This is a genomic window from Cupriavidus sp. 96C5-1, from assembly GCF_057798855.1.
On the sequence record NZ_JBYOJU010000043.1, the window covers coordinates 25,502 to 47,851 of the forward strand.

At 66.2% G+C, this 22,350-nt stretch carries 16 protein-coding genes; 6 read left to right on the forward strand and 10 right to left on the reverse strand.

The features are described from left to right. Position 1: 1 nt before the first annotated feature. Both AC3FOF_RS34305 and AC3FOF_RS34310 read right to left on the reverse strand, forming a co-directional pair. On the reverse strand, positions 2–1,123 hold the full coding sequence (locus tag AC3FOF_RS34305) for an aromatic ring-hydroxylating oxygenase subunit alpha (RefSeq protein ID WP_017224735.1): 1,122 nt from the start codon (positions 1,121–1,123) through the stop codon (positions 2–4). A 72-nt stretch (positions 1,124–1,195) separates the two neighbouring features. Continuing rightward, positions 1,196–2,815 (reverse strand): BCCT family transporter, encoded by a 1,620-nt coding sequence (locus AC3FOF_RS34310; protein WP_488729132.1) that lies wholly within the window; start codon positions 2,813–2,815, stop codon positions 1,196–1,198. 346 nt (positions 2,816–3,161) lie between these two features. Here AC3FOF_RS34310 and AC3FOF_RS34315 point away from each other — a divergent pair, with 346 nt between their 5' ends. Then, positions 3,162–4,169, forward strand: coding sequence for a PAS domain-containing protein (locus AC3FOF_RS34315; RefSeq protein WP_017224737.1), 1,008 nt, complete (start codon positions 3,162–3,164; stop codon positions 4,167–4,169). A 37-nt stretch (positions 4,170–4,206) separates the two neighbouring features. Here AC3FOF_RS34315 and AC3FOF_RS34320 read toward each other — a convergent pair whose 3' ends face one another. Continuing rightward, on the reverse strand, positions 4,207–5,349 hold the full coding sequence (locus AC3FOF_RS34320; RefSeq protein ID WP_488729133.1) for a tartrate dehydrogenase: 1,143 nt from the start codon (positions 5,347–5,349) through the stop codon (positions 4,207–4,209). 94 nt (positions 5,350–5,443) lie between these two features. Here AC3FOF_RS34320 and AC3FOF_RS34325 point away from each other — a divergent pair, with 94 nt between their 5' ends. Continuing rightward, positions 5,444–6,397 (forward strand): LysR substrate-binding domain-containing protein, encoded by a 954-nt coding sequence (locus AC3FOF_RS34325; RefSeq protein WP_017224739.1) that lies wholly within the window; start codon positions 5,444–5,446, stop codon positions 6,395–6,397. A gap of 49 nt (positions 6,398–6,446) precedes the next feature. On the opposite strand, the gene AC3FOF_RS34330 is transcribed toward AC3FOF_RS34325, so the two are convergent. Both AC3FOF_RS34330 and AC3FOF_RS34335 read right to left on the reverse strand, forming a co-directional pair. Continuing rightward, positions 6,447–7,451 (reverse strand): Bug family tripartite tricarboxylate transporter substrate binding protein, encoded by a 1,005-nt coding sequence (locus AC3FOF_RS34330; RefSeq protein WP_488729134.1) that lies wholly within the window; start codon positions 7,449–7,451, stop codon positions 6,447–6,449. Positions 7,452–7,541: 90 nt separating this feature from the next. Continuing rightward, entirely contained in the window at positions 7,542–8,948 is a 1,407-nt protein-coding gene (locus AC3FOF_RS34335; protein ID WP_488729135.1) for an amidase, read from the reverse strand. 436 nt (positions 8,949–9,384) lie between these two features. Between AC3FOF_RS34335 and AC3FOF_RS34340 the strand changes: the two genes are divergently transcribed. Further along, positions 9,385–10,347, forward strand: coding sequence for a LysR family transcriptional regulator (locus AC3FOF_RS34340; protein WP_488729136.1), 963 nt, complete (start codon positions 9,385–9,387; stop codon positions 10,345–10,347). Between the two features lie 155 nt (positions 10,348–10,502). Beyond that, a complete protein-coding gene (locus AC3FOF_RS34345) occupies positions 10,503–10,709 on the forward strand; it encodes a dodecin (RefSeq protein WP_276268169.1) in 207 nt (68 codons plus the stop codon). On the opposite strand, the gene AC3FOF_RS34350 is transcribed toward AC3FOF_RS34345, so the two are convergent. From AC3FOF_RS34350 to AC3FOF_RS34370, 5 genes are all read right to left on the reverse strand, one after another. Further along, positions 10,678–11,466: a tetratricopeptide repeat protein gene (locus tag AC3FOF_RS34350; RefSeq protein WP_017227197.1), complete on the reverse strand. Its 789-nt coding sequence runs from the start codon at positions 11,464–11,466 to the stop codon at positions 10,678–10,680. The two genes, AC3FOF_RS34345 and AC3FOF_RS34350, sit on opposite strands and share 32 nt — an antisense overlap. A 117-nt stretch (positions 11,467–11,583) precedes the next feature. Beyond that, the gene (locus tag AC3FOF_RS34355; RefSeq protein WP_488729158.1) at positions 11,584–13,809 is read right to left on the reverse strand and encodes a TonB-dependent receptor; all 2,226 of its coding nucleotides are present in this window, start codon (positions 13,807–13,809) and stop codon (positions 11,584–11,586) included. 233 nt (positions 13,810–14,042) lie between these two features. Further along, on the reverse strand, positions 14,043–16,328 hold the full coding sequence (locus AC3FOF_RS34360; RefSeq protein WP_488729137.1) for a TonB-dependent receptor: 2,286 nt from the start codon (positions 16,326–16,328) through the stop codon (positions 14,043–14,045). A gap of 117 nt (positions 16,329–16,445) precedes the next feature. Beyond that, the gene (locus AC3FOF_RS34365; RefSeq protein ID WP_488729138.1) at positions 16,446–18,113 is read right to left on the reverse strand and encodes a ShlB/FhaC/HecB family hemolysin secretion/activation protein; all 1,668 of its coding nucleotides are present in this window, start codon (positions 18,111–18,113) and stop codon (positions 16,446–16,448) included. 190 nt (positions 18,114–18,303) lie between these two features. Then, positions 18,304–19,869 carry a collagen-like triple helix repeat-containing protein gene (locus tag AC3FOF_RS34370; protein ID WP_488729139.1) on the reverse strand — a complete coding sequence of 522 codons (1,566 nt, stop codon included), beginning with the start codon at positions 19,867–19,869 and terminating at the stop codon, positions 18,304–18,306. Between the two features lie 791 nt (positions 19,870–20,660). Here AC3FOF_RS34370 and AC3FOF_RS34375 point away from each other — a divergent pair. Together AC3FOF_RS34375 and AC3FOF_RS34380 are read left to right on the forward strand one after the other, a co-directional pair. After that, positions 20,661–21,827: a collagen-like triple helix repeat-containing protein gene (locus tag AC3FOF_RS34375; RefSeq protein WP_488729140.1), complete on the forward strand. Its 1,167-nt coding sequence runs from the start codon at positions 20,661–20,663 to the stop codon at positions 21,825–21,827. Between the two features lie 338 nt (positions 21,828–22,165). Further along, positions 22,166–22,348 (forward strand): Flp family type IVb pilin, encoded by a 183-nt coding sequence (locus AC3FOF_RS34380; protein ID WP_017230950.1) that lies wholly within the window; start codon positions 22,166–22,168, stop codon positions 22,346–22,348. The last annotated feature ends 2 nt before the right edge of the window (positions 22,349–22,350 follow it).

Below are 22,350 nucleotides of genomic sequence, written 5' to 3' on the forward strand. Positions count from 1 at the left end.
CTTAGGCGGGCTGGTATTGCTTGGCCATCTTCTGGTGGAAATGCACGATGCCGTGCTCGCTGATGCCGCTGCGCTGCTGGTCGACCATGATGCGGCCCTGGCCGCGATAGCCGCGCGACTTCAGCCCGCGCTGCACGCTTTCGACCAGGCGCAGGTCTTCGGGGCGGAACACGTCGCGATACCATTCGACGAGCTTCTGCTGCTCCTCGGTCAATTCCTTGTTGAGGAAATAGATCTCGTAGTGCTGCAGGGTGACTTCGGCGCTGGCGGGGAACTCATAGATCACCGTCATGAAGTTGGCGCCGGGCGGTACGTTGAACATCGTGCAGGGCCATGCCCAGAATCCGGCGAAGCTGGGGTCCTTGACCGATTCGTCGAGCTTGAACGATTTCTCGGACGACTTGGCATGGCCGAACTGCAGCGACCAGTTCTCGTGCAGCGTGTGCCAGTACCTGTCTACCTGCACCGAGTCCGCGAAACTGGGGTGAGCCGGGCCGCAGTGGTAGCACTCCATATAGTTGTCGACGATGCTCTTCCAGTTGGCTGGCGTCTCGGTCACGAAGCGCGCGCCCAGGTGCAGGTCGTCGATCACGGGACAGGCCTCGCGCATGCGCGCCTGCAAGCCGGGCAGTTGCGCTTCCACCGTCCCCGCGTCCGGGTTGAGGTTGATAAAGACAAAGCCGGCGTACTCCTCGGCCTTGACCGGCACCAGGCTGGACTTGTCCTTGTCGAAGTTGGCGACGTTTTCGCAATTGCGCGCGTGGGCCAGCTCGCCGTTGAGCTTGAAGGTCCAGGCGTGGTACGGGCAGGTGATCACATTCCTGGCTCGGCCGCTGCCCGACAGCAGTTCATGGCCGCGGTGCGGGCACACGTTGTAGAAAGCGCGCAGCACGTTGTCGCGGTCGCGCAGCACGACGATGTTTTCGCCAATGACCTGGCGCGTGATGTAGTCGTTCGGCTGGGCGAGCTCGCTGCGGTGGGCGACGCAGATCCAGCTGTTGGCGAATACCTTTTCCTTCTCGAATTCGAAGACCGCTTCGTTGGTGTAGTACGACTTTGGCAGGGTCCAGGCGTTTTCGGGGTCGGCGCAGAAGTTGGGGGCGAGCGGAGCGATATTGTTCATGATCAAGTGGCTAACTGTTAATTGATGTTTAACAAATCAGGCAAAATGAAGGCCCGTTGCCGGGCCGGCGTCTTAAAGCGTGGCGGTGGCGTCGCGCGGCAGGGCTTCAGGGGGCCGGCCGTCGGCCGCGTGGGCGCCGCCGCTGCGGGCAGGGACAGCGCCGGCCTCGATGTCGTGCGCGGGCACGTTGCCGTAATCCTGCAGCAGCCAGCGGAACAGGCCGAACAGCTTGATGGCCAGGATCACCAGGAACGGGATCGCGGTCAGCACCACGGCGGTCTTCATGGTCTCCAGCGATGCCTTCGTGAACAGCATGGCCAGCGGCACGAGCGTCAGCAGTACGCACCAGAACACGCGGCTGCCCGGCGCGGGGTCTTCGCCTTCCCGCATATGGCGCGTGGTGGTTGCGGCCACCGCATAGGCCACGGCATCCACGTGCGCCGCCAGGAAGATGATCATGATGAACAGATAGGCCGCCAGGAACAGCTTGCCGGCAGGCAGGGCCGTCAACAGCATTTCCACCGCGGTTTCGCCGCCATGCTCCTTCAGGATGCGAGGCACATCGATCGCCCCGCTCATGAACTGGTGCATGCTGTAGCTCTCCAGCGCGCCAAAGAAGAACCAGCAACCGACGCTGCCGCCGAGCAGCAGGGCGTAGATCACCTCCTTGATCTTGCGGCCTTTCGAAACGCGGGCAACGAACATCGCCACGCCCGGCGAATACGATACCCACCACAGCCAGTAGAACACCGTCCAGCCGCGGTTGAAGGCACCGTCGCCCGTGGGATCGGTGAACAGGCTCATGTGGATATAGTTCTGCAGCATCAGGCCAAGACTGTTGACGACGTTGTTCGCCGTGAACAGCGTCGGGCCCACCGCGAGCACCGCCGCGGCGAGCAACAGCGCGCCCCAGCACACCATATGGCTAAGACGCTGCATGCCGCCGTCGATGCCGACATAGGAACTGAGCGAAAAGATCACCGAGACGCCGATGATCACGATCAATTGCGTGACGAAGGTATCGGGCACACCGGTCAGGCCCGACAGGCCGCGCGTAAAGGTGGAGGCCGTCAGCGCGATCGACACTGTCAGCGCGCCGAACATCGTCAGCAGGAAGATCAGGTCCACCGCCCGGCCCACCGGTCCACCGGCCTTGAAGCCGGTCACGGCCTCGATCATCGATGCCAGGTTCAGGCCCTTGTTCTTGCGCACATGGAAGTGATAGGCCATGGCGAGCGAAGGCAAGGCATAGATCGCCCACGCGCTCAGGCCCCAGTGGAAAAACGAATAGCTGACGCTGTATTCGAGCGCCTGGCGCGTGCCGGTCGTGATGTTCAGGCCCGGTGACTGGTAGTAGTAGACCCATTCCATCACGCCCCAGTACATGGTCGACGACCCCATGCCTGCGCAGATGAACATGAAGACCCACGAGAGCGTGGAGTATTCCGGCTTGCCCTCGCCCAGCCGCACGTTGCCGTACTTGCTGAAGGCCAGCGCCATGCAGGCCAGCACGCAGCCGAAAACGAAGACCTGGACAAAGGAGCCGAACGAGCGCGTGGCCCAGTTGAACAATTGCGACGCGGTGGCCGCCGCCTGGCTGGGCCACATGGTCATGGCGACCACGGTGCCGACGACGGCAGCCACGGTGCAGCCCGTCAGGAACAAGTCCCTGCTGCTTTTGGTAGTACTCAATTTCGTCTCCTCCATTGCGTCTGCGCGCATGGACCAGTTGACAGTTGCGGGGGGTGAAGTTTCTTCGAACGTCTTTGTTTTGTAAACTTATGGTTTACGATAACCACTGGTTTACGAGGCGTAGTCTAAGGAAGAATCCGGGCTTGCACAAGCGGGATTTCGCGCTGTGATGCGGTGCCGGGAAGGTGCCGCTGGCAGGCGTGGCGGGCGGCGCACTTGGCCCGGCCGCAGCGGCTGTGAGCCGCGCTGCGGGAAGGCGTCGTTGCCGCTCGGTGTATCCTTTCGGACTCCTAGAATTTGCGACAGGCCGGGCCTTGGCTCACCCAGGGTCCGTGAGGCCGACACCATGACAGAAAACAGCTTTGCTTTCCGCCTGAAGGAATTGCTCGAGCACAAGAAGCTCACGCTCCAGGCCGTTGCCACCGCGCTGGGCCTGTCGCGCCCGGCCGTCCACAAATGGACGCGTGGCGGCGAGATCGACTACGACAACCTGCGCAAGCTGGCCGCGTTTCTCAACGTCAACTGGATCTGGCTGCGCTACGGCGAAGAGGCCCAGCGCGAGGCCGAGTCATCCAGCGCCGTATCGCTGCCGATGACCGATGTGCGGCGCAAGTACACCGCCGAGATCATGGACAGCGAGGCGAGAATGAAGCTCGCGCAGGAAGCCGCGCGCATCGTGACGTGGGAGTGGAACCTCATCACCGATGGCGTCACTTACTCGCCGAATGTGGAAAGCGTGTATGGCTGGCCCATCGCCAGCAATGCCGATTTCTGGAAGCGCGCGCACCCGGATGATATTCCGAGGATGGAACGGATCTACGAGGACTCGCTGCGCACCGGCGAGCCGCACGAATTCGATTTCCGCATCCTCCCGCCGGATGGCAGCATCCGCTGGATCTCCTCGCGCGCGACGCCTATCCGCGATGTGGAAGGCCGCCTGGTGAAGATGGTCGGCATCAGCATGGACAATACCGCGCGCAAGAATGTGGAGCAGTCGCTGCGCGATCAGCAGGCCCGCTTTCGCGCGGTCTTCGAACTCGCGTCCGAAGGCATGGCGCTGATCGGGATCGGCTGGCAATGGGAATCGGTCAACGCGGCGTTGACCGGGATGCTCGGCTATTCGGAAGCGGCGTTGGCTGCCGTCACGCTGCCCGATCTGCTGGCGGGCAGCAGCGAGGCGCTGCAGGGTCTGCTCACGGGAACCGACGACCGCTGCGCGTTCGAAACCCGCCTGTTGCGCAAGGACGGGCGGCAGTTGCCGGTCAGTATCCGCGCGGCGCTATGCCGCGACGAAGAGACCGGGCAGCCGACGCACGTGATCGTGGCCATCCAGGCGACCGGGAAGGCGAAGTAGTGCCGCGCCCTGCAGTGCATGGCGCGGCCGGCGTGCTTCAGGCAGCCAGGGCCTGCGCGTCCGCATTGCGGACCAGCCCCGCAATCGCCTCGCCCACGTCCCCGGTATGCGCCTCGCCGCCCAGGTCGGGCGTGCGCGGTCCCCGCGCCAGCACCGCCTCGATCGCGCGCACGATGGCGTCGTGCGCCGCGCGGTAGCGCGCGCTGCCGGCAGCGTCCATGCCTTCGGCGCCGCCGAGGAAGTCCAGCATCAGCGCGCCCGACCAGATCATGGCGATCGGGTTGGCGATGGCCTTGCCGTAGATGTCGGGCGCCGAGCCGTGGACCGGCTCGAACAGCGACGGAAACCTGCGGTCCGGGTTGAGGTTGGCCGACGGCGCCAGGCCGATGGTGCCGGCGCAGGCTGGGCCGAGGTCGGAGAGGATGTCGCCGAACAGGTTGGAGGCGACCACCACGTCGAAGCGGGTGGGCTGGAGCACGAAACGCGCGGTGAGGATGTCGATGTGCTGGCGGTCGACCGTCACATCGGGATAGTGCTGCGCCATCGCATCGGTGCGCTCGTCCCAGTAGGGCATGCTGACGGCAATGCCATTGGACTTGGTCGCCACGGTGAGATGGCGCCGCGCGCGCGAGTTGGCCAGCTCGAAGGCATAGCGCAGGACACGGTCGGTGCCCACGCGGCTGAACACGGATTCCTGCAACACCACCTCGCGCTCGGTGCCCTCGAACATGCGGCCACCCAGCGAGGTGTACTCGCCCTCGGTGTTCTCCCGCACCACAAAGAAATCGATATCGCCCGGCTTGCGGTTGGCCAGCGGGCAGGGCACGCCTTCGAACAGCCGCACCGGGCGCAGGTTCACGTACTGGTCGAACTCGCGGCGGAACTTCAGCAGCGAGCCCCACAGCGAGATGTGGTCGGGCACCTTGGCGGGCCAGCCCACGGCGCCAAAGTAGATCGCGTCGAATCCTTCCAGCTGCTCGCGCCAGTCCGCCGGCATCATGGCGCCGGTCTGCTGATAGTAGTCGCAATGGGCCCAGTCGAAGCGCACGAATTCGAGCCCCAGCGCAAAGCGTTCGGCGGCGGCTTCGAGCACGCGCAGGCCCTCGGGCATGACTTCATTGCCGATGCCATCGCCCGGGATGACGGCGATGCGGAAGGGGGCGGGAGAGATTGTTGTCATGGCGCAGGCTCACGGTCTGGATTGGGATGGGCCATGGTAAGCAAATCCAGGCGGAATATAATCAGCCGATCCGTGAACCAATAGAACACACTTCGTGAAGAATGACCTGCTCAATGAAGACCTGCGCGTCTTTATCGAAGTGGCGCGCAAGTCCAGCTTCGCCGCCGCCGCGGAGGCGCTTGGCGTGTCGCCGGCCTATATCAGCAAGCGCATCCACATGCTCGAAGCGGCGCTTGCGGTAAAGCTCTTCCACCGCACCACCCGCCGCGTGGTGGTCAGCGAGGATGGCGAGCGTGTCTATGCGCTGGCGCAGCGCATCCTCGACGACATCGATCATCTCTACGAGGAAGTCTCCAGCACGCGCCGCAACCCGCGCGGCCTGCTGCGGGTCTGCTCCAGCTTCGGCTTCGGGCGGCGCGTGGTGGCGCCGGCCATCTCGGAACTGTCTACCTTGTACCCGGCCCTCCAGGTGCGCTTCGAGGTATTCGACCGGCTGGTGGACGTGGCCACCGAAGGCTTCGATCTCGATATCCGCGTGGGCGACGAGATCGCGCCGCACCACATCGCGCGCCGGCTCGGCGACAACCGCCGCGTGCTGTGCGCGTCCCCCGCCTACCTGGCACGCCGGGGCCGGCCGCGCACGCTGGCCGAGCTGGCCAGCCACGACTGCCTGGTCATCAAGGAGCGCGACCATCCCTTCGGCGTCTGGAAGCTGCGTGGCGGCAATAGCGGCAATAACGGCAATAGCGGCGGCAATGCCGAACAGACCGTCAAGGTCACCGGGCCGCTGTCGTCCAACAACGGCGAGATCGTGGTGCGCTGGGCGGTCGACGGCCGCGGCATCGTGCTGCGTTCGCTGTGGGATGTGGGCCCGATGCTGGCCACCGGCGAACTGGAGCAGATCCTGCCCGAATGCAGCCAGGAGGCCAATATCTGGGCGGTCTACCCGTCGCGCCTGACCAGTTCGGCCAAGATCCGGGTTTGCGTGGAGTTCTTCGAGACCTTCTTCCGCGAGCGCGCCGCCGCGTATGCGGCCATGGCCGGCTAACGGCTGCTGTCAGCCAGCCGCGCCGCGGCGGCGCGTCGCCGTCATCGCTTCAATCCGCGTGAATATTCGCCGCTTGCGCGATCTTGCGCAGGCGCACCAGTTCACTGGTGACGCGCGCACGGTATTCGCCGGCACTGCCATATTCAGGCTCGAAGCCGTTGGCGGTCATGCTTTGCTGCAGCGCGGGGTCTTTCATCATGTTCGCAATGGCACTCTCCAGCGTTTGCCGCACCGGTGCGGGAATTCCCTTGGGCGCGACCACGGCGAACCATGTGCTGAGCGATACGCCGGGAAAGCCGCTTTCTATTGCGGTCGGCACCTGGGGCAGCAGCTTGGAGCGCGTGGCGCTGGTGACCGCGATGGCCTTGACCTTGCCGCCCTTGAGCTGCGGGGCCGCGGCCACCACGGTGTCCACCGAGAGCGGGATCTGGTTGCCGATCAGGTCGGCCATGGCCGGTGCGCTGCCTTTGTAAGGCACGTGCAGCAGGCCCATGCCGGTGGCAGCGTTGATCATCTCGCCGGCAAAGTGCGCGGTGGTGCCGGCGCCATAGGAGCCATACGACATGCCGCCCGGCGTGCCCTTGGCCTCGCTGACCAGTTGCTTGAGCGTATCCGCCTTGACCGCGGGATTGGCCAGCAGCACCAGCGCCGTCGAGCCGACCATGCCCAGCGGCTCGAAGCTCTTGAGCGGATCGTAGGGCAGTCGCGCATACGTGACCGGGTTGACCGTAAAGGTGGTGGCGGCGCTGAACAGCAGGGTGTAGCCGTCCGGTGCGGACTTCGCCACGTAGTCGGCACCGACGATGGTGCCGGCGCCAGCCCGGTTCTCGACCACCACGGATTGCTGCAGCACCTCGCCCAGCTTGCGCGCCAGCAGGCGGCCGAGCACGTCGGTGGAGCCGCCCGGCGGGAACGGCACCACCAGCTTGACCGGCTTGTCGGGGAAGGAGCCGGCCAGCGCCGGCATGGACGCAGCCATGACCAGGCCGGCGCCGATGCCGGCGGCGATATAGCGGGCCATGCCGCCGGTCTTGTTCAGGGTCCGTGTTGTCATGCGCATTGCAAACATCTGTATTTCCCCTTGGAGTTGCGATCAATGTGGTCAGTGGGATCTGGTCGATGCGCCGGGCGCCGGCTCCGGTGCCTATAGCGCCGGGCGGATCCGCCCGGCCGGATTGGCCTGCTCGAACCATTGCGCGAACGCCAGCAGCGCGCGCTCGCCGCGATATCTGCCGACGATCTGCAGTCCCACCGGCAAACCGTCCGCGGTAAAGCCACAGGGCACCGAGATCGCCGGATGCCCTGTGATGGTGATGCGGTAGCACGAGCGCATCCAGGCAATATAGCTGGGCATGGACACGCCCTCGATGCGGTCCGGGTATTCGGTTTCGACGGCAAACGGCGTGACCTGCGACACCGGCGCGATCAGGAAATCGTAGCGTTCCAGCAGCGCCTGCATCCGCGCGAACATGCGGCTGTGGGCCCGTTCGGCCTCGGCTATCGCAGCGCCGTCCTGGGCCAGGCCGAGATCGATGTTCCAGCGTACGGTTTCCTTCATCAGATCGCCCTGCTCGCCGCGCAGCACGCCATAGTTGGTGGCAAAGGCCAGCGCGCGCAGCACCTCGAAGGCGTGGTCGGCGCCGCTGAAGTCGGGCTCGGCTTCGTCCACCGTGCAACCCAGGTCCTGGCATTGGCGAATGCCGTCTTGCAGGATGCGGCTCACCGCCGGCTCGAACGGCAGGCCGCCCAGGGCAGGGCTGACGGCAATGCGCAGGCCCTTGCCGCCCTGCGGCGGCAGCGTGGCGAAACCGGCGGCATCGCCGGGGATCGCCAGCGGGTCGGACGGGTGGTCGCCCGCCAGCACGCTGAACATCAGCGCCACGTCGGCCACCGAACGGCCCATCGGGCCGCCCACGGTGAGCGTGTTGAAGGCATGGTTGGCGGGCGCCATCGGCACCCTGCCGATCGACGGCCGCAGGCCCACCACGTTGCAGAAGCTGGCCGGGTTGCGCAGCGAGCCGCCCATGTCCGAGCCGTCCGCCAGCGCGACCATGCCAGCGGCCAGCGCCGCGGCGCTGCCGCCGCTGCTGCCGCCGGCCGAGACATCCTGGCGGTACGGGTTGCGGGTGGCGCCGAACACCGCGTTGAAGGTATGCGAGCCGGCACCGAATTCCGGCAGGTTGGTCTTGCCGAGCATGATGGCGCCCGCGGCGCGCTGGCGCGCCACCACGGCGCTGTCCTGGTCCGGCACGAAGTCGCGATAGACGGCCGACCCGAAGGTGGTGCGCACCCCGGCGGTGAGGAAGGAGTCCTTGTGCGCCACCGGCAGGCCGAACAGCGGGCCGGGCAAGGCGCCACGCGCCAGCGCGGTGTCGGCCGCATCGGCCTCGGCGCGCGCCTGCTCGAAGGTGGTCGTGACGATGGCGTTGATGGCCGGATTGACGCGCTCGGCGCGCGCAATGTGCGCATCGACCACCTCGCGTACGCCCAGTTCGCGGCGACGGATGGCGCGGGCCATTTCCACGGCGCCCAGATAGCAGATGTCTTCCATGAAATCCCGGTCTCCTTCGTTTGCTCGTTTGCCGGTCCCGTTCACCGGCTGCAAGGCTACGGGGCCGCGGGCCCGGACGGACTGCCGGGCCATGCGCGGCGGGCGGCATGATGATGTCACGATAATGGCAGGCCTGCCGGCGTGGGCGCCGCGCGTGTCGCAATGCCAACAGCATTCCGGGCAGGTATGCGCAAGTTCGCGCACGCCTGTGGCGTGGCGCCGCGCATTAAGCGCACCGCGGCGGTGCCATCCGCGCGAGAAGGTGCCGCGCCGGAGGCAATGCGCGGCATTTCGGCACCATTGGCGCGCGGTCCCGCCGGAAAGCGGCTTTCTAAAATCGGCAAGGCAGTTGGCAGGCGGGATTATCATTGCGCAAAGCTTGGCGTATCGGCATTGCCGCGCCGGCCGGCTTTTCCTCCATGCAAAGAACAAGGCCATGAAGCTCACGTCGATCCATGCGGTACCGCTCGCCTACTTTCTTGAAGTGGCGGAGCGCGGGTCCCTCAGCGCGGCGTCCGCCACGCTGCATGTGGCGGTATCGGCGATCAGCAGGCAGGTGGCCCGGCTTGAAGCGGAGCTCGGCGCGGCCCTGTTCGAGCGCGAGCCGCGCGGCATGCGGCTGACCGAAGCGGGGCTGGTGGTGCAGCAATACGGGCGCCGCGCCTTCCTCGACGCGCAGACCCTGCAGGCGGATCTCCAGGGCCTGCTGAGCCTGGCGCACAGCACGGTCAGGCTCGCCTGCACCGACGGCTTCGCGCGCGATTACATGCCATATGCGATGGCCTCGTTCCAGCGCCGCTATCCAGGCGTGAGCTTCTCGCTACAGGTGTGCCCGCCCGCTGACGCCACGCGCATGGTGCGCGAGGGGCTGGCCGACCTGGCGCTGACCTTCGCCATCGCCGCCCAGGAAGGCATCGACGTAGCGTACTCGGAGGCTGCGCCGGTCTATGCCTATGTGGCGCGCAAGCACCCGCTCGCGGCCCTCAAGCGGGCCACCTTGAAGGAATTGGTGGCCTATCCGCTGGCGCTGCCCAGCGAGACCAATACCATTCGCCAGCTGTTCGACCTGGCCTGCGGGTTGGAGGGGCTGCGCCCGCGCATATTGCTGAGCAGCAATTCGCTGAGCGCGCTGGTGGGCTACCAGGCGTATGCGGATGCGGTGTACCTGACCGGCTCCCTGGCGGTACGCAACAGCCTGCGGGCCGAGCGCCGCGTCCTGGTGCCGATCGCCAGCCGTGCCATGCAGCAGCGTGCGCTGCAGGTCCAGACCATGGCGGGGCGCCATCTGCCGCCGGCGGTGCGCGCGTTTGTGGAGTGGCTGGCCGAGGATATCGCCGGGCGGCGGCGCGCCGTGCCGGACCTGCCAGCGCGCCGGCGTGTCCGGACCGTCACGGCGTGATTGCCCTTGCCGGCCCGCAATCACGCAATCACGCAATCGCGCAATCGCGCTTGGGCTTTGCGGTGTGCGCTGCCTATGATGAAGGAGCGTATCTGGCGCACCGGGCTGGCCGGGAGCGATGATCGCCTGCGGCCATTGCGCCAAGGAGGGCGGACATGTCAAACCACACCTACAAGCTGGTCGAGATTGTCGGCTCGTCGCCGGACGGCTGCGACGCGGCGATCCGCAGCGCTATTGCCAAGGCCGGCGAGACCATCAAGAACATCGACTGGTTCGAAGTGGCGGAGACGCGTGGCCATATCGCGGACGGCAAGGTCGCGCACTTCCAGGTTACGCTGAAGATCGGTTTTCGCGTGAGCTGAGCCGCGCAGCGGCGTCGGCGTGGGTGAACAGGCGGTTGAGGACCGCGTCGGGCGCATCGCGCAGGAAGGCGAGCATTTTCTCGATAAAGGGCGCGTTGGCGGTGCGCGGCACCTGCCGCACCCAGCGGATGGCCTCGCGCTCGCGGCCGCATAGCGCCAGCGTGCGCGCATAGTTGAACTGGCCGCGGAAGTCGCCGCCTTCGGCCGCGCGCCGATAGTAGTCCATCGCCGTGGCCGCGTCGCGCCCCACTTCCCAGCCGTCCTCGTAGAAGCCGCCCACGATATTGAGCGACTTCGCATGCCCCATGCCGGCTGCCCGCCGGTACCAGTCCAGCGCTTCGGCCCGGCTGGCGCCAATGCCGCGGCCCAGCACCAGCGCGGTGGCCAGGTTGTACATGCCCCAGTCGGAGCCGCGTTGCGCGGCGAGCGTGTACCAGTGCGCCGCCGCATTATCGTCTTGCAGGGTGCCCCAGCCGTTCTCGTAGCAGCGGCCCGCCATATTCGCGGCCCCCGCATGGCCGGCGTGCGCGGCGTGCTTGAACCAGGCAAAGGCCTGGGCCTCGTCGCGCGGCAGGCCGTGGCCGGCGAGGAACCACTGGCCCAGAATCATCTGCGCGTCGAGGTTGCCCTGCATGGCGGCCCCGCCCAGCCAGGGCAGCGCCAGGTGCGGCGGCTCGCTGAGCTTGTCAGCCAGCCCGGCGGCGCCGAGCTGGTCGAGTTCGCCGGGGGAGGCGGTGCGGAAGGGAAGGGTTTCCATACTGGGCGGATAAAGGAAAAACGGCACACCGCGCCGCGAGGGTGGTGTGCCGCATGCTGGCCGCCTGGCCTGTGCAAGGCCGGCCAGCCGCAGGGTTTGCCGTAGGCTTGTGGCCGTTCAATAACGCACGTTCAGGCTCAGGATGCCCGCGCGTCCGGGAGCGATCGACGCGTAGTGGCTGACATAGGCCTGGTTGTAGTAGACCTTGTCGGTCAGGTTCAGCACATTGAGTTGCAGTGCCACATTCTTGTTGATGCGATAGGACGCCATGGCATCGAAGCGCCAGTACGAGGGCACCCACTTGTTGGAGGCTTCGCTGCCCCAGACCTTGGACACGTAGTAGGCGCCGCCGCCGACCGTCAGGTTGGGCAGGATCTGGTAGGTGCTCCACACGCTGAAGCTGTCCGCCGGCGTATTGGGGAAGGACTGGCCGTCGGTGGTGCCGAATGCCGCGCCTGAGCCGCCGTTATTGCGCAACTCGCTCTTCAGGTGGGTGTAGCCGCCAAACACGGCCCACTTGTCAGTGACATTGCCGGAGAAGCCCAGCTCGACACCATCAACGCGCTTGTTGCCGGCCATGGCAGCGGAGCCGTCCTGCAAGGTGATGCGGGCGTTGGTGGTTTCCACGCGGAAGATCGCGGCGGTTAGCGCCAGGCGCTTGTGCAACACGTCCCACTTGGTACCGATCTCGAAAGCGCGGTTCTTTTCCGGCGCGAGCTGGTCGCCGCGGTTGCCGGCACGGTCCGGGGCTAGCGCGTTGCCGTCGCTGCCTTGGGCCAGGAAGGAGCCGGCGGGCGTCGACGAGGTGCCATAGGAGATGTAGAAGCTGGCATTTTCCACCGGCTTGTAAACCACGCCCAGCTGGTAGTTGAATAGGTTGTCGTCGCGCGAAAATTCGGCGCGGCTGCCGTTTGCCGCGCGCGCGGCCTGGAATTCAGCGCTGTAGCGGTCGAAGCGCAGGCCGGCGTTGACCAGCCACTGCTTGTTCAGCTCGATCGAGTCGAAGGCATAGACCGAGCTGGTGTTGGTCTTCGAGTTGGTCGGGTTGTTCGCGCGGCTGATCGCGCCGGCCCAGGGATCGTTAGGATTCGGGTTGTACAGCGTGGTGCAGTTGTAGCCGCCGGCAGCGCCCGGGCCGCTAAGGCAGCGGTTGCCGGAGGAGCCACCCGTGTCCACGTTGTAGCTGTCGTTCTCGCTCTTCTCCTGCGCGAACTCGACGCCGAAGGCGTACTTGTGCTTGATCGAGCCCGTGGCGAACTCACCCGACAGATCGGTCTGGTTGGCGATGGTCCTGGCGGTGGCGACGCGCGTATTGGCGCGGCGCCAGATCATGTCGTAGTAGAGGTTGCCCTGGCTGTCGTCCGGCTGGGTATAGATGAAGTCCTGGCTGGTCTTGGCAAAACGGGTCTGGTTGCGGAACTTGAGCGCGGGGCTGAAATCGTGCTCGAAGCGGATCGTGCCCATATCCGCCTTGTCCTTGCGGAAGTCGCGGTCGGCCAGGCCGTAGTAGGTGCTGCGCGGGACGTTCACCGGCGAGCCGCCGCCGGCCAGCCGCGTGCGCACGCGGCCGTCCTTGCGGGCATTGAAGGTGGGGTTGTCATACGGAATGCCGGTGTCGGGGATATCGTCCGACTGCATGTGATAGTAGGACAGCGTCAGGCGCGTGTCGGTCCCCAGGCCGAACGCCACCGATGGCGCGAAGCCCCAGCGGCTCTGGTGGGTGGTATCTCGCCCGGCGACGCCGGCATCGTGATACATGGCGTTCAGGCGGAATGCCGCGTGGTCGGCGAACTTCCAGTTGCCGTCGACGGTGGCGCGCTTGTATTCGGCGTTGCCCACGCTGACATTGCCTTCGGCGAAGTTGGTCAGCCTGGGCGCCTTGCTGACGATGTTGATGCTGCCGCCGGCCGAGCCTCGCCCATCGTAGGCGCCGGCCGGGCCCTTGGTGACCTCGACCGACTCGACATTGAACAGTTCGCGGCTCTGCGAGCCGATATCGCGGAAGCCGTCCAGGAAGGTGCTGGCCTGCGCGTCGTAGCCACGGATGAATGGACGGTCGCCAACCGGATTGCCGCCTTCGCCGGCGCCGAACGCGATGCCGGGCACCGTGCGCAGCACTTCGCTCAGGCTGGTCGATGCGGTGCTCTGGATCACTTCCTGCGGGATGACGGTGATGGACTTGGGGGTATCAAGCAGCGCGGCGGGCGTCTTGATGGACGAGGCGGTGTCTGCCTTGAAGCCGCTGTCGGTGGTGTGGCTGACCGTTACGGCGGGCAGTTCGACCGCGGCCGCCGTGGTGTTTCCAGCCGACTGGGCGGCTACCGGCGCAGCCGCCACCGCCATCCCGACAGCCCCGGACAGGCGCGGGAGGACGGCGTTTTTCTTGTTTCTCCGGATGACGACAGCGGTCTGCACGATATTCCTCTATCCATGAATAGTATTGCGAATGAGAGTAATTATCATTTGTAACCATATGTCAGTCAAGACATACATCCAGACCTTGTGTAGCGAAAACGTTACATTAGTCGTTGAGCCGGCGAGTCGGGAGCACCCTGGCCGGAGTCAATCGCCCCGGTTCAGTACCGCAGGCTCAGGTTGAGAATGGCGGCGCGCCCGGGAGCGATCGAAGCGTAATGTGCTGGATAAGCCTGGTTGTAATACACCTTGTCGGCCAGGTTCATCACGTTGAGCTGCAGCATGGCGTGCTTGTTGATCTGGTACGCGGCCATGGCGTCGAAGCGCCAGTAGGACGGTACCCAGTTGTTGCGCGCTTCGCTGCCCCATACCTTGGAGACGTAGTAGGCACCGCCTCCCAGCGTGAGGTTGGGGAGCAACTGGTAGGTGCTCCACACGCTGAAGCTGTCCGAAGGCGTGTTGGGGAAGGACTGGCCGTCGCTCGCGCCGAAGGCGATGCCCGAGCCGCCGTTCCTGCGCAGTTCGCTCTTCAGGTGGGTGTAGCCGCCAAACACGGCCCATTGGGCGGTGACGTTGCCGGAGAAGCCGAGCTCGACGCCATCCACGCGCTTGTTGCCGGCCATCACCGCGGTACCGTCCTGCTGCGTGATGCGCGCGTTGGTGGTTTCCACCCGGAAGATGGCTGCGGTCAAGGCCAGGCGTTTGCGCAGCACGTCCCATTTGGTGCCAAGTTCGATGCTGCGGTTTTTCTCGGGAGACAGCGCGCTGCCCGCTTTGGTCGGGGCCAGTCCGCTCGGCTCGCTACCCTGGCCGACCACCGCGCCGGCCGGCGTGGACGAGGTGCCGTAGGAGAGGTAGATGCTGGCGTTTTCCACCGGCTTGTAGACCACGCCGAACTGGTAGTTGAAGAGGTTGTCGTCGCGCGTATGGGTGCTGCGCGGGCCGGTGCCCCCATTGGTGCGGGCGGTCTCGACCTCGCCGCGGTAGCGATCGAAGCGCAGCCCGGCATTCACCAGCCACTGCTTGTCGAGTTCGATCGAGTCGAAGGCGAAGACCGATGCGGTGCTGGCCTTGTGATTGGTCGGATTGTAGTTGCGGGCGATCCGGCCGGACCACGGGTCGTGCGGATCCGGGTTGTACAGCGTGGTGCAGTTGTAGCCGCTGGCCGCGCCTGGGCCGCTGGGGCAGCGGTTGTTGCCGGTGGCTACGCTGTAGCCATCGTTTTCACTCGTTTCCCGGGAGAACTCCACGCCGAGGGCGTACTTGTGCTTGATGGCGCCGGTGAGGAATTCGCCCGACAGGTCGGTCTGGTTGGCCAGCGTACCGGACGTGCCGTTGCGCTGGTTGGTGCGCCGCCAGACCATGTCGTAGTAGATATTGCCGTAGAAGCTGCCGTCCGGCCGCGTCCACAGGTAGTCCTGCCGGGTTTTGCCGATGCGGGTCTGGTTGCGGAACTTGAGGGCGGGGCTGAAATCGTGCTCGAAGCGGATCGTGCCCATATCCGTGCTCTCCCGCCGGAAGTCGCGGTCGACCAGTCCGAAGTAAGTGTTGCGAGGCAGCTTGAGCGGCGAGCCGTTCCCGGCCAGCCGCGTGCGCGGCCTGCCATCGGTACGCGGGATGAAATCGGGATTGTCATAGGGCATGCCGGTGTCGGGCAGGGCGTCCGACTGCATGTGATAGTAGGACAGCGTCAGCCGCGTAGCGGTGTCCAGGCCGAACGCTACCGAAGGGGCAAAGCCCCAACGCTCCTGGTGCGTGGCGTCGCGGCCGGGCACGCCGGCGTCATGGTACATCGCGTTGACGCGCACGGCGGCGTGCCCGCCGAATTGCCAGTTGCCGTCCGCCGTGCCGCGTTTGTAGCTGGCGTTGCCTGCGCCGAGATTGCCTTCGGCGAAGCTGCCCAGCCTGGGCGCCTTGCTGACGATATTGATGCTGCCGCCAGCCGAGCCGCGCCCGTCGTAGGCGCCGGCCGGGCCCTTGGTGACCTCGACCGATTCGATGTTGAACATCTCGCGCGATTGCGCCCCGATGTCGCGGAAGCCATCGAGGAAGGTGCTGGCCTGCGCGTCGTAGCCACGGATGAAAGGACGGTCGCCAACCGGATTGCCGCCTTCGCCGGCGCCAAAGGCGATGCCGGGCACGGTGCGCAGGACTTCGCTCAGGCTGGTCGACGCGGTGCCCTGGATGACTTCCTGCGGGACGACGGTGACGGAGCGGGGCGTATCGAGCAGCGGGCCCGGCGTCTTGACCGACGAGGTGGCGTCGGTCTTGAACGGGCTCTGCGCGGACCCGCTGACGGTGACCGGCGGCAAATGCGCTGCCGCCGCGGAGCCTGCCGCGGACTGGGCTGCCGCCGGCGCTGCCGCGATGGCCGCCCCGACGGCGCCGGTCAGGCGAGGGATGGAGGTCTTCTTCCGGCTGGTCCGGGTGACGAGGGCGCTTTGCATGATTCTCCGTCTGGATGCGGTTGGGTTGAATGAAAATAAGTATCATTCTCATTTAGCCCGTCGGCAATCAGAAAAGTCTGCAAAAGCCCTGGAAATTTCCCAGCCGCGCTTCCCTTCCTATTCGAACTGGTACGAGTAGGTTGCGTTCAATCTCGGCGAACGGTGCGAGGCATTGGCCGGCTTGTCGCCCACCGGCTGCGCCACCGAGAGATCCAGCGTGTAGTAGCGCCGGTCGGAGAAGCGCAGGCCGATCGCCACCGACGACAGCTTGCGATGCACCAGCGACAGGCTGTTCGAATACACGCGGGCCATGTCCACCAGCACGTAGGGCTGCATGGTCTTCAGGTAGGTCGAGCCCGGCGTGAAGAGGCGGTTGATTTCCGCGGATGCGCCCCAGCCCTTGTCGCCTGCCACTTCGCCGGCCGGGTAGCCAAGGCCGAAGAAGCGGCCGCCGAAGCTGATCTGCTCGCTCGAGGCCAGGCGCTGTGCGCTGTACTGGCCCGCGGCGGACGCTGCCACGCCGAAACCCCATGGCAGGTCGGTGGCTTGCGAAACCACCAGCCGGCCGCGCACGAAGTCCAGGTCGTTGGTATTGTTCTCGCGGCTGGCGCCCAGCGCATCCACGCCCTTGTACACGCCGAGGGTTGCGCTGCGGGTCTGTCCCTCCTGCCGCTGCACGTAGGCGAGCTCCGCGCTGAGCACGCGCACGTGCGTGGTCAGCGCGATCTGTTGGCCGCTGACGGCCTGCGTGTAGCGCTCGAACTGGTCGTTGGCATAGACACCGCCGGTGGCCGTGAGCGAGTGCGTGTTGTCGAGGATGAGCGGATAGCTGAGCGTGCCGCCGATGCGCCTGGTGTCGTTGACATAACGGGTGTCGTAGCCAATCTGCGCCAGGGTACCGTTCTGTGGCACGCCCCGATAATGCGACGCGCTGAAGCGGGCCATCATGCCTTCGGTGCCGATCGGCTGGCCGTAGCTGGCGAGGTAGTATTCCTCGTGATCGGGCCCCCTGGGCGCAAGCGCGGAAACCGACAACTGCTCGCCCAGCGGCGTCAGGCTGTTGGTGGTGGCGGTGAAGATGCCGCGCACGCCCGGCGAGCGATAGTCCACGCCGGTGCCAAAAGTGAAGGGCTTGCGCTTGACGTCGAGCACCATCTCGCAAGCCCCATCCGTGGTCTGCGGCGGCTGCACGGTGGCGGCAACCTGCATGCCGGGCTGCAACGCCAGCACGTTGACGTAATGCTCGAAGGTCTCGCGGCGCAGTGGCTGGTCCTTCATCAACTGCTCGGCGATCGCGCGCAGGCGGCCTTCGGCCGGGCCCGCCTCGCCGCGGATGGTGATGGTGGAGACATGGCCTTCCACCACGGTGACCAGCACGTTGCCGTTCTCGAAACGCTGCGTCGGCACAAAAGCGAAGGAGAGCGGAAAGCCGCGCTGCTGGTACAGCCTGGTGACCTCGTTGGCGACTTCCAGCAACTGGGCCACGGTGACTTCCTTGCCGGCCAGTGGCGCGAATTTCGCGGCGATCTCTTCGAACGGTATCGCCTTGACCCCTTCGATCTGGAAGCGCTGTGGCGTGAGCTTGCTGGAGAGCAGGTTCTGCAGCGCGGCGTCGGGGCGCTCTACCTGCACCGTGACATTGCTCTCTGGCGGCCGGGCTGGCGCGATGCTTGGCAGGGTCTGGGTGGGATCGCCCAGGATCGGGCTGCGTGGCTCGGCAAGGACACTGTTGCAGGCGCTGATGCCGAGCAGCAGCGTGGCAACACGGAGGCGTGTGTGCGTCATGGTCTAACCCCTGAATGCGTAAAAATCAGCGTGCGGCTATCACGCGCTGTGCCATTGCCGCCAGGGGTGCCGCTACCCGTGGCGGTGCCGCATGGCCACCGCGTTCTTGCAAGGGACGGGCCGATGCCGCGTCCCTCTGCGATTTTTTGCACGCCGGAGCGCAGATTGCGGCACCGGCATGCGTCAACTATCAGCGCTTGCCGCCGAGGCCGTTGGTGAGGCCGCCCAGCAGGCCGCCTACGAGACCAGTGACCGGCGCGAGCGGCTTGCCGCCAGAGGTGCCCGTGCTGCTGCCTGCGGCGTTGCCGCCGCTCAGGCTCGCGACGATGCCGGTTGCCGGCGCGAGCGCATTGCCGGCACCGCCATTCGTTGCACCTGCCACCGTGTTCACTACGCCGCCGGCCAGACCGGTGACGGGAGCGAGCGGGCCACCGGCGCTGCCGCCGGTGAGGCCACCGGTCAAGCCGCCAAGCAGGCCGGTGACGGGGGCGAGCGGGCCACTGGCGTTGCCGCCGGAGAGGCCACCGGCCAGGCCGCCGACCAGGCCGGTAACCGGAGCAAGCGGGCCACTGGCGCTGCCGCCGGAGAGGCCACCGGTCAAGCCGCCGACCAGGCCGGTGACGGGAGCAAGCGGGCCACCGGCGCTGCCGCCGGAGAGGCCACCGGTCAGGCCACCGAGCAGGCCGGTGACGGGGGCAAGCGGGCCGCTGGCGTTGCCGCCGGCAAGACCGCCGGTGAGACCGCCCAGCAGGCTGGTGACGGGGGCCAGCGGGTTGCCGGCGCCAGTGCCGCCCGGGTTGTAGACCACGCCGCCGAGCGCTGCCACGGTATTGCCGGTGCCGGCAACGATGCCGCCCACGCCTGACACCACTGGCGTGTTGGTTTGCCTGATCGCGCTGCCGGCCATGGCCAGGCCGCCGCCCAGCGTTGCCAGCAGGTTGTTGACCGGTGCACCCAGGCCAGTGGCCGCGCCCAGCGTCTGCGTGGTGTTGGTGAGCTGCGAGGTGAGCGGCACGATCAGTTTGCTGACGCCGCTGGTGAGTTGCTCGACGGGACCGGTCGACAGCGCCGTGCCGAGCTGGGTGCCAGCGCCATTGACCACGGCACCTACCTGCGACACCAGCGAGCCCACCGGTGTGGTGACCGCGGCCAGCGGCGCCAGCGGGCCGCTGCCCAGGCCGCTGACGAGAGCACCTGCATTGGTCACAGCGTTGCCCACCTGGCTGACTACGCCACCGGTGCTCGCCACCGTGGTGCCGAGCGGGTTCGCGGCGTTGGGGATGTTGCCCAGGCCGTTCTGCACGCCGTTGCCCAGGGTGCTGACCGCGGCGCCAAGGGAGCCGACCACGCCGCCGAGGGCGTCCTGCGATTGCGTCGAGAGAACCGGCAGGTTGGTGTTCTTGATTTGCGTGCCAAGGTCGCTCACGACATTGCCGGTCGAGTTCACCAGCGATCCTGCCTGATTGACGATCTGGCTGGTCGGCGTCAGCGCTGCAGTGCTACCGCCGTTGTTGCCGCCCGTATTGCCACCGGTATTGCCACCGGTATTTCCACCGGTATTTCCACCAGTGCGGCCACCCGTACTGCCACCCGTATTGCCACCGATGCCGGCATTGCTACCGCTACCAGTGCTGCCGCCGCTGCTGCCCGCACCGCTGCCGGTATCCATGGACGTCGTGCCGCCGCCGCTCGCGCAACCGCCGAGTGCCAGCAGCGATCCGAGCAGTGCCGTGATGATGACTTGCTGAGTACGCATGACCTTTTCCCTTTCTTATTCCCGTTGTGAAATCACGGAGCGCTCGCGCATGCCGTGCTGGCACTGCATTGCGCAAAGGGTGTGCCAGTGCGTGCCCGGACGTTGCACCGCAGCCGGGAGGGTCCCTGCGAAAACTCGCCAGCCCTGGCCACGCTTGAGTTTGGGGAGGATGAGACATGGTCGCGAAAGGACCAGACATGGGCGCTGCTGCCTGCGTTTCCTTGTTACGCGTTACGTAACGCCGTGGCGCGGAACGGGAACATCGGGTGTGAATATTGCCGGCACTCAGCATTGTTGCGCGATCGTGCAGCGCGCGTCGGCAAGCGCTGGCGATGCGGGCGAATGCCTCGTGCTTCCCTGCCTGTATGGACCGGCTGCGTAGGGAGAACCGCTGCGCAGGTCCGCCGTGGCGCACGCACGCCCGTCGATTCGGCGTCAGGAACGTTTTGGGGGGAACACGTTACGTAGCACGTAACACGCGAGAGGCCGCCGTGCCGCCCTCTGCGGCGGCCTCATCCGAATGCGCCAGACGCGGCCGATGCCGTATCCAGTCAAGGGTTTGCGCCGATATTGCGGCTTCGTGCGCGGGGTTCGACGCGACATGCGCGAGAGGTGGCACGCAGTTTGCGGTTAAGTCCTCCGACAAGCGCGGTGCACGGCGCAGCGTGGAGCGAAACGCTTCCCCGGGGTTCGTGCCCCCCGGTACCCGCTGCTTCGCATGCATCGCCCAGAGCCGATTCGATTGCTGTTCCGCCAGGAGAACCTTCCGCGAGGAAGACCAGGAGATCCCAATGAAAGCGCATTTCGCCCCGATGTCATCCGTTACCCTCGCCTGTGCCGCAGCACTGATGCTGCTGGCAGGCTGTTCCTCCGGCGGTTCCGGCAGCGGCGCCAATGCAGGCACTTCCACGCCCACTACGCCAACGACGCTACCCACGCCTGCGGCAACGCCCGACACCACGCCGACCGCCAAGGTCACGGAGGGTGCAGGCAACACCGTAGTGGCGGCAGGCAACGTGGTGAGCGATATCGGCAAGACGATCCAGGGCACGCAATTGCCGCTGGTGCCCGATGCGACGCGCACCAGCCTCGGTGGGGTGGTGGTCAATGCGGGTGACACAGTGGGCGCGCTCGGCGCTGGCGTGCGCGATGGCCTCGGCAAGATGGGCGCGGTCAGCGACCCGCTTGGCGTGACCGTCGCCAGTACGGGCAACGTCGTGCAGAAAGCCGGTGTCACGGTATCGAGCGTCGGCGACGTGGTCGGCAGCCTCGGCACCGGACAGCTGGCTCCGCTGGGCGCGGTGACCACGCCAGTCGGAGGCCTGGTCAATCAGGCCGGTGGTGCGGTGACGACCGTTGGCGGCAAGCTCGGCCAAGCCCTCTCGACCGGACCTGTCGCACAGGTCACCGGCAGCGTGAGCAAGGTGATCGTGCCGCTGACCTCGCAACTCACCAACACCACGCAGACACTCGGTGCCGCCACCGGTCTCGGCGCTCCCGTCAACAATCTGCTGGTCATGCTCGGCAATTCCGTGGCCAGCGGCGGCAGCTTGCTGACCAATACCAACACGCCGCCGGTTTCCAGCCTTGGCGGCGTTGTGACCGAAGCGGGCAAGACCGTGGCCGCGGCCGGCGTGCTGTTGCATGGCAGCGGGACGGCGGCAGGCAGCAACCCGCTGGGCGGACTGCTCAACAACCTGCCGCTGGCTGGCCTGGCCGGCAGTCCGGGTACGAGCGCGGGCGCGGCAGGCGCACAGGCACCGCTGGCGGGCCTGCTCGCCCCCGTGACCGGCGCGCTGGGTGGCGCCGGTGCGAACAGCGGCAATGGTGCTGCCGGTGCGCTGGCACCGCTGACGGGTTTGCTTGCGCCCGTTGCCGGCGTGTTGAACGGAGCGCGCACCGCCACCGGCGGTTCACCAGCGCCGGCGCTGCCGCTGCTCGGCGGACTGGGCCTCTGATTATCAGTAGGGAAAGCCTTTACGGTGCGCAGACGTCCTTACCCCGCGCTGCGCATCCTTTTATTGCGCGTCGCGCCGGACGGTCACCCGAATGGGTGTCGTATCTGGCGAGAGTAGAACGGTTGCTCTTTAAAAAGACGCTGTTTTCAAACGGGTGTCAGCCTTTATGCTGAGACAAATATAACTCCAAGGGGGGGTATGGTTGATACATGGCTTTGCACTATAAATTCCCTACCAGTGTCATCGCTCGACCCCAGCCAGGCCACAAGAGCCGGGCGGCGTCGGAAGGTACGCGGACCCTGGATGATGTGTTAATTCAAAAAAGACGGAGTGACATCATGAAAAACGCTTTGGTTCGCTTTATTCGGGACGAACAAGGGGCAACCGCAATCGAGTATGGTCTGATTGCAGGGTTGATTGCGATGGGAATGGTTGCCGGCGCCACTACGCTTGGCAGCAATCTCTCGTCCGCCTTTTCCAACCTCGGGGCGAAAATCCTCGCACTCCTTCCCGCCGCCTGACG

Bases quoted from the DNA above. Each gene is read 5' to 3' on its own strand.
- AC3FOF_RS34335 (WP_488729135.1), bottom strand. From the start codon at position 8,948: ATGGAAGACATCTGCTATCTGGGCGCCGTGGAAATGGCCCGCGCCATC.
- AC3FOF_RS34345 (WP_276268169.1), top strand. From the start codon at position 10,503: ATGTCAAACCACACCTACAAGCTGGTCGAGATTGTCGGCTCGTCGCCG.
- AC3FOF_RS34340 (WP_488729136.1), top strand. From the start codon at position 9,385: ATGAAGCTCACGTCGATCCATGCGGTACCGCTCGCCTACTTTCTTGAA.
- AC3FOF_RS34330 (WP_488729134.1), bottom strand. From the start codon at position 7,451: ATGACAACACGGACCCTGAACAAGACCGGCGGCATGGCCCGCTATATC.
- AC3FOF_RS34305 (WP_017224735.1), bottom strand. From the start codon at position 1,123: ATGAACAATATCGCTCCGCTCGCCCCCAACTTCTGCGCCGACCCCGAA.
- AC3FOF_RS34380 (WP_017230950.1), top strand. From the start codon at position 22,166: ATGAAAAACGCTTTGGTTCGCTTTATTCGGGACGAACAAGGGGCAACC.
- AC3FOF_RS34365 (WP_488729138.1), bottom strand. From the start codon at position 18,113: ATGACGCACACACGCCTCCGTGTTGCCACGCTGCTGCTCGGCATCAGC.
- AC3FOF_RS34355 (WP_488729158.1), bottom strand. From the start codon at position 13,809: ATGGCGGTGGCGGCTGCGCCGGTAGCCGCCCAGTCGGCTGGAAACACC.
- AC3FOF_RS34360 (WP_488729137.1), bottom strand. From the start codon at position 16,328: ATGCAAAGCGCCCTCGTCACCCGGACCAGCCGGAAGAAGACCTCCATC.
- AC3FOF_RS34350 (WP_017227197.1), bottom strand. From the start codon at position 11,466: ATGGAAACCCTTCCCTTCCGCACCGCCTCCCCCGGCGAACTCGACCAG.
- AC3FOF_RS34315 (WP_017224737.1), top strand. From the start codon at position 3,162: ATGACAGAAAACAGCTTTGCTTTCCGCCTGAAGGAATTGCTCGAGCAC.
- AC3FOF_RS34370 (WP_488729139.1), bottom strand. From the start codon at position 19,869: ATGCGTACTCAGCAAGTCATCATCACGGCACTGCTCGGATCGCTGCTG.
- AC3FOF_RS34320 (WP_488729133.1), bottom strand. From the start codon at position 5,349: ATGACAACAATCTCTCCCGCCCCCTTCCGCATCGCCGTCATCCCGGGC.
- AC3FOF_RS34375 (WP_488729140.1), top strand. From the start codon at position 20,661: ATGAAAGCGCATTTCGCCCCGATGTCATCCGTTACCCTCGCCTGTGCC.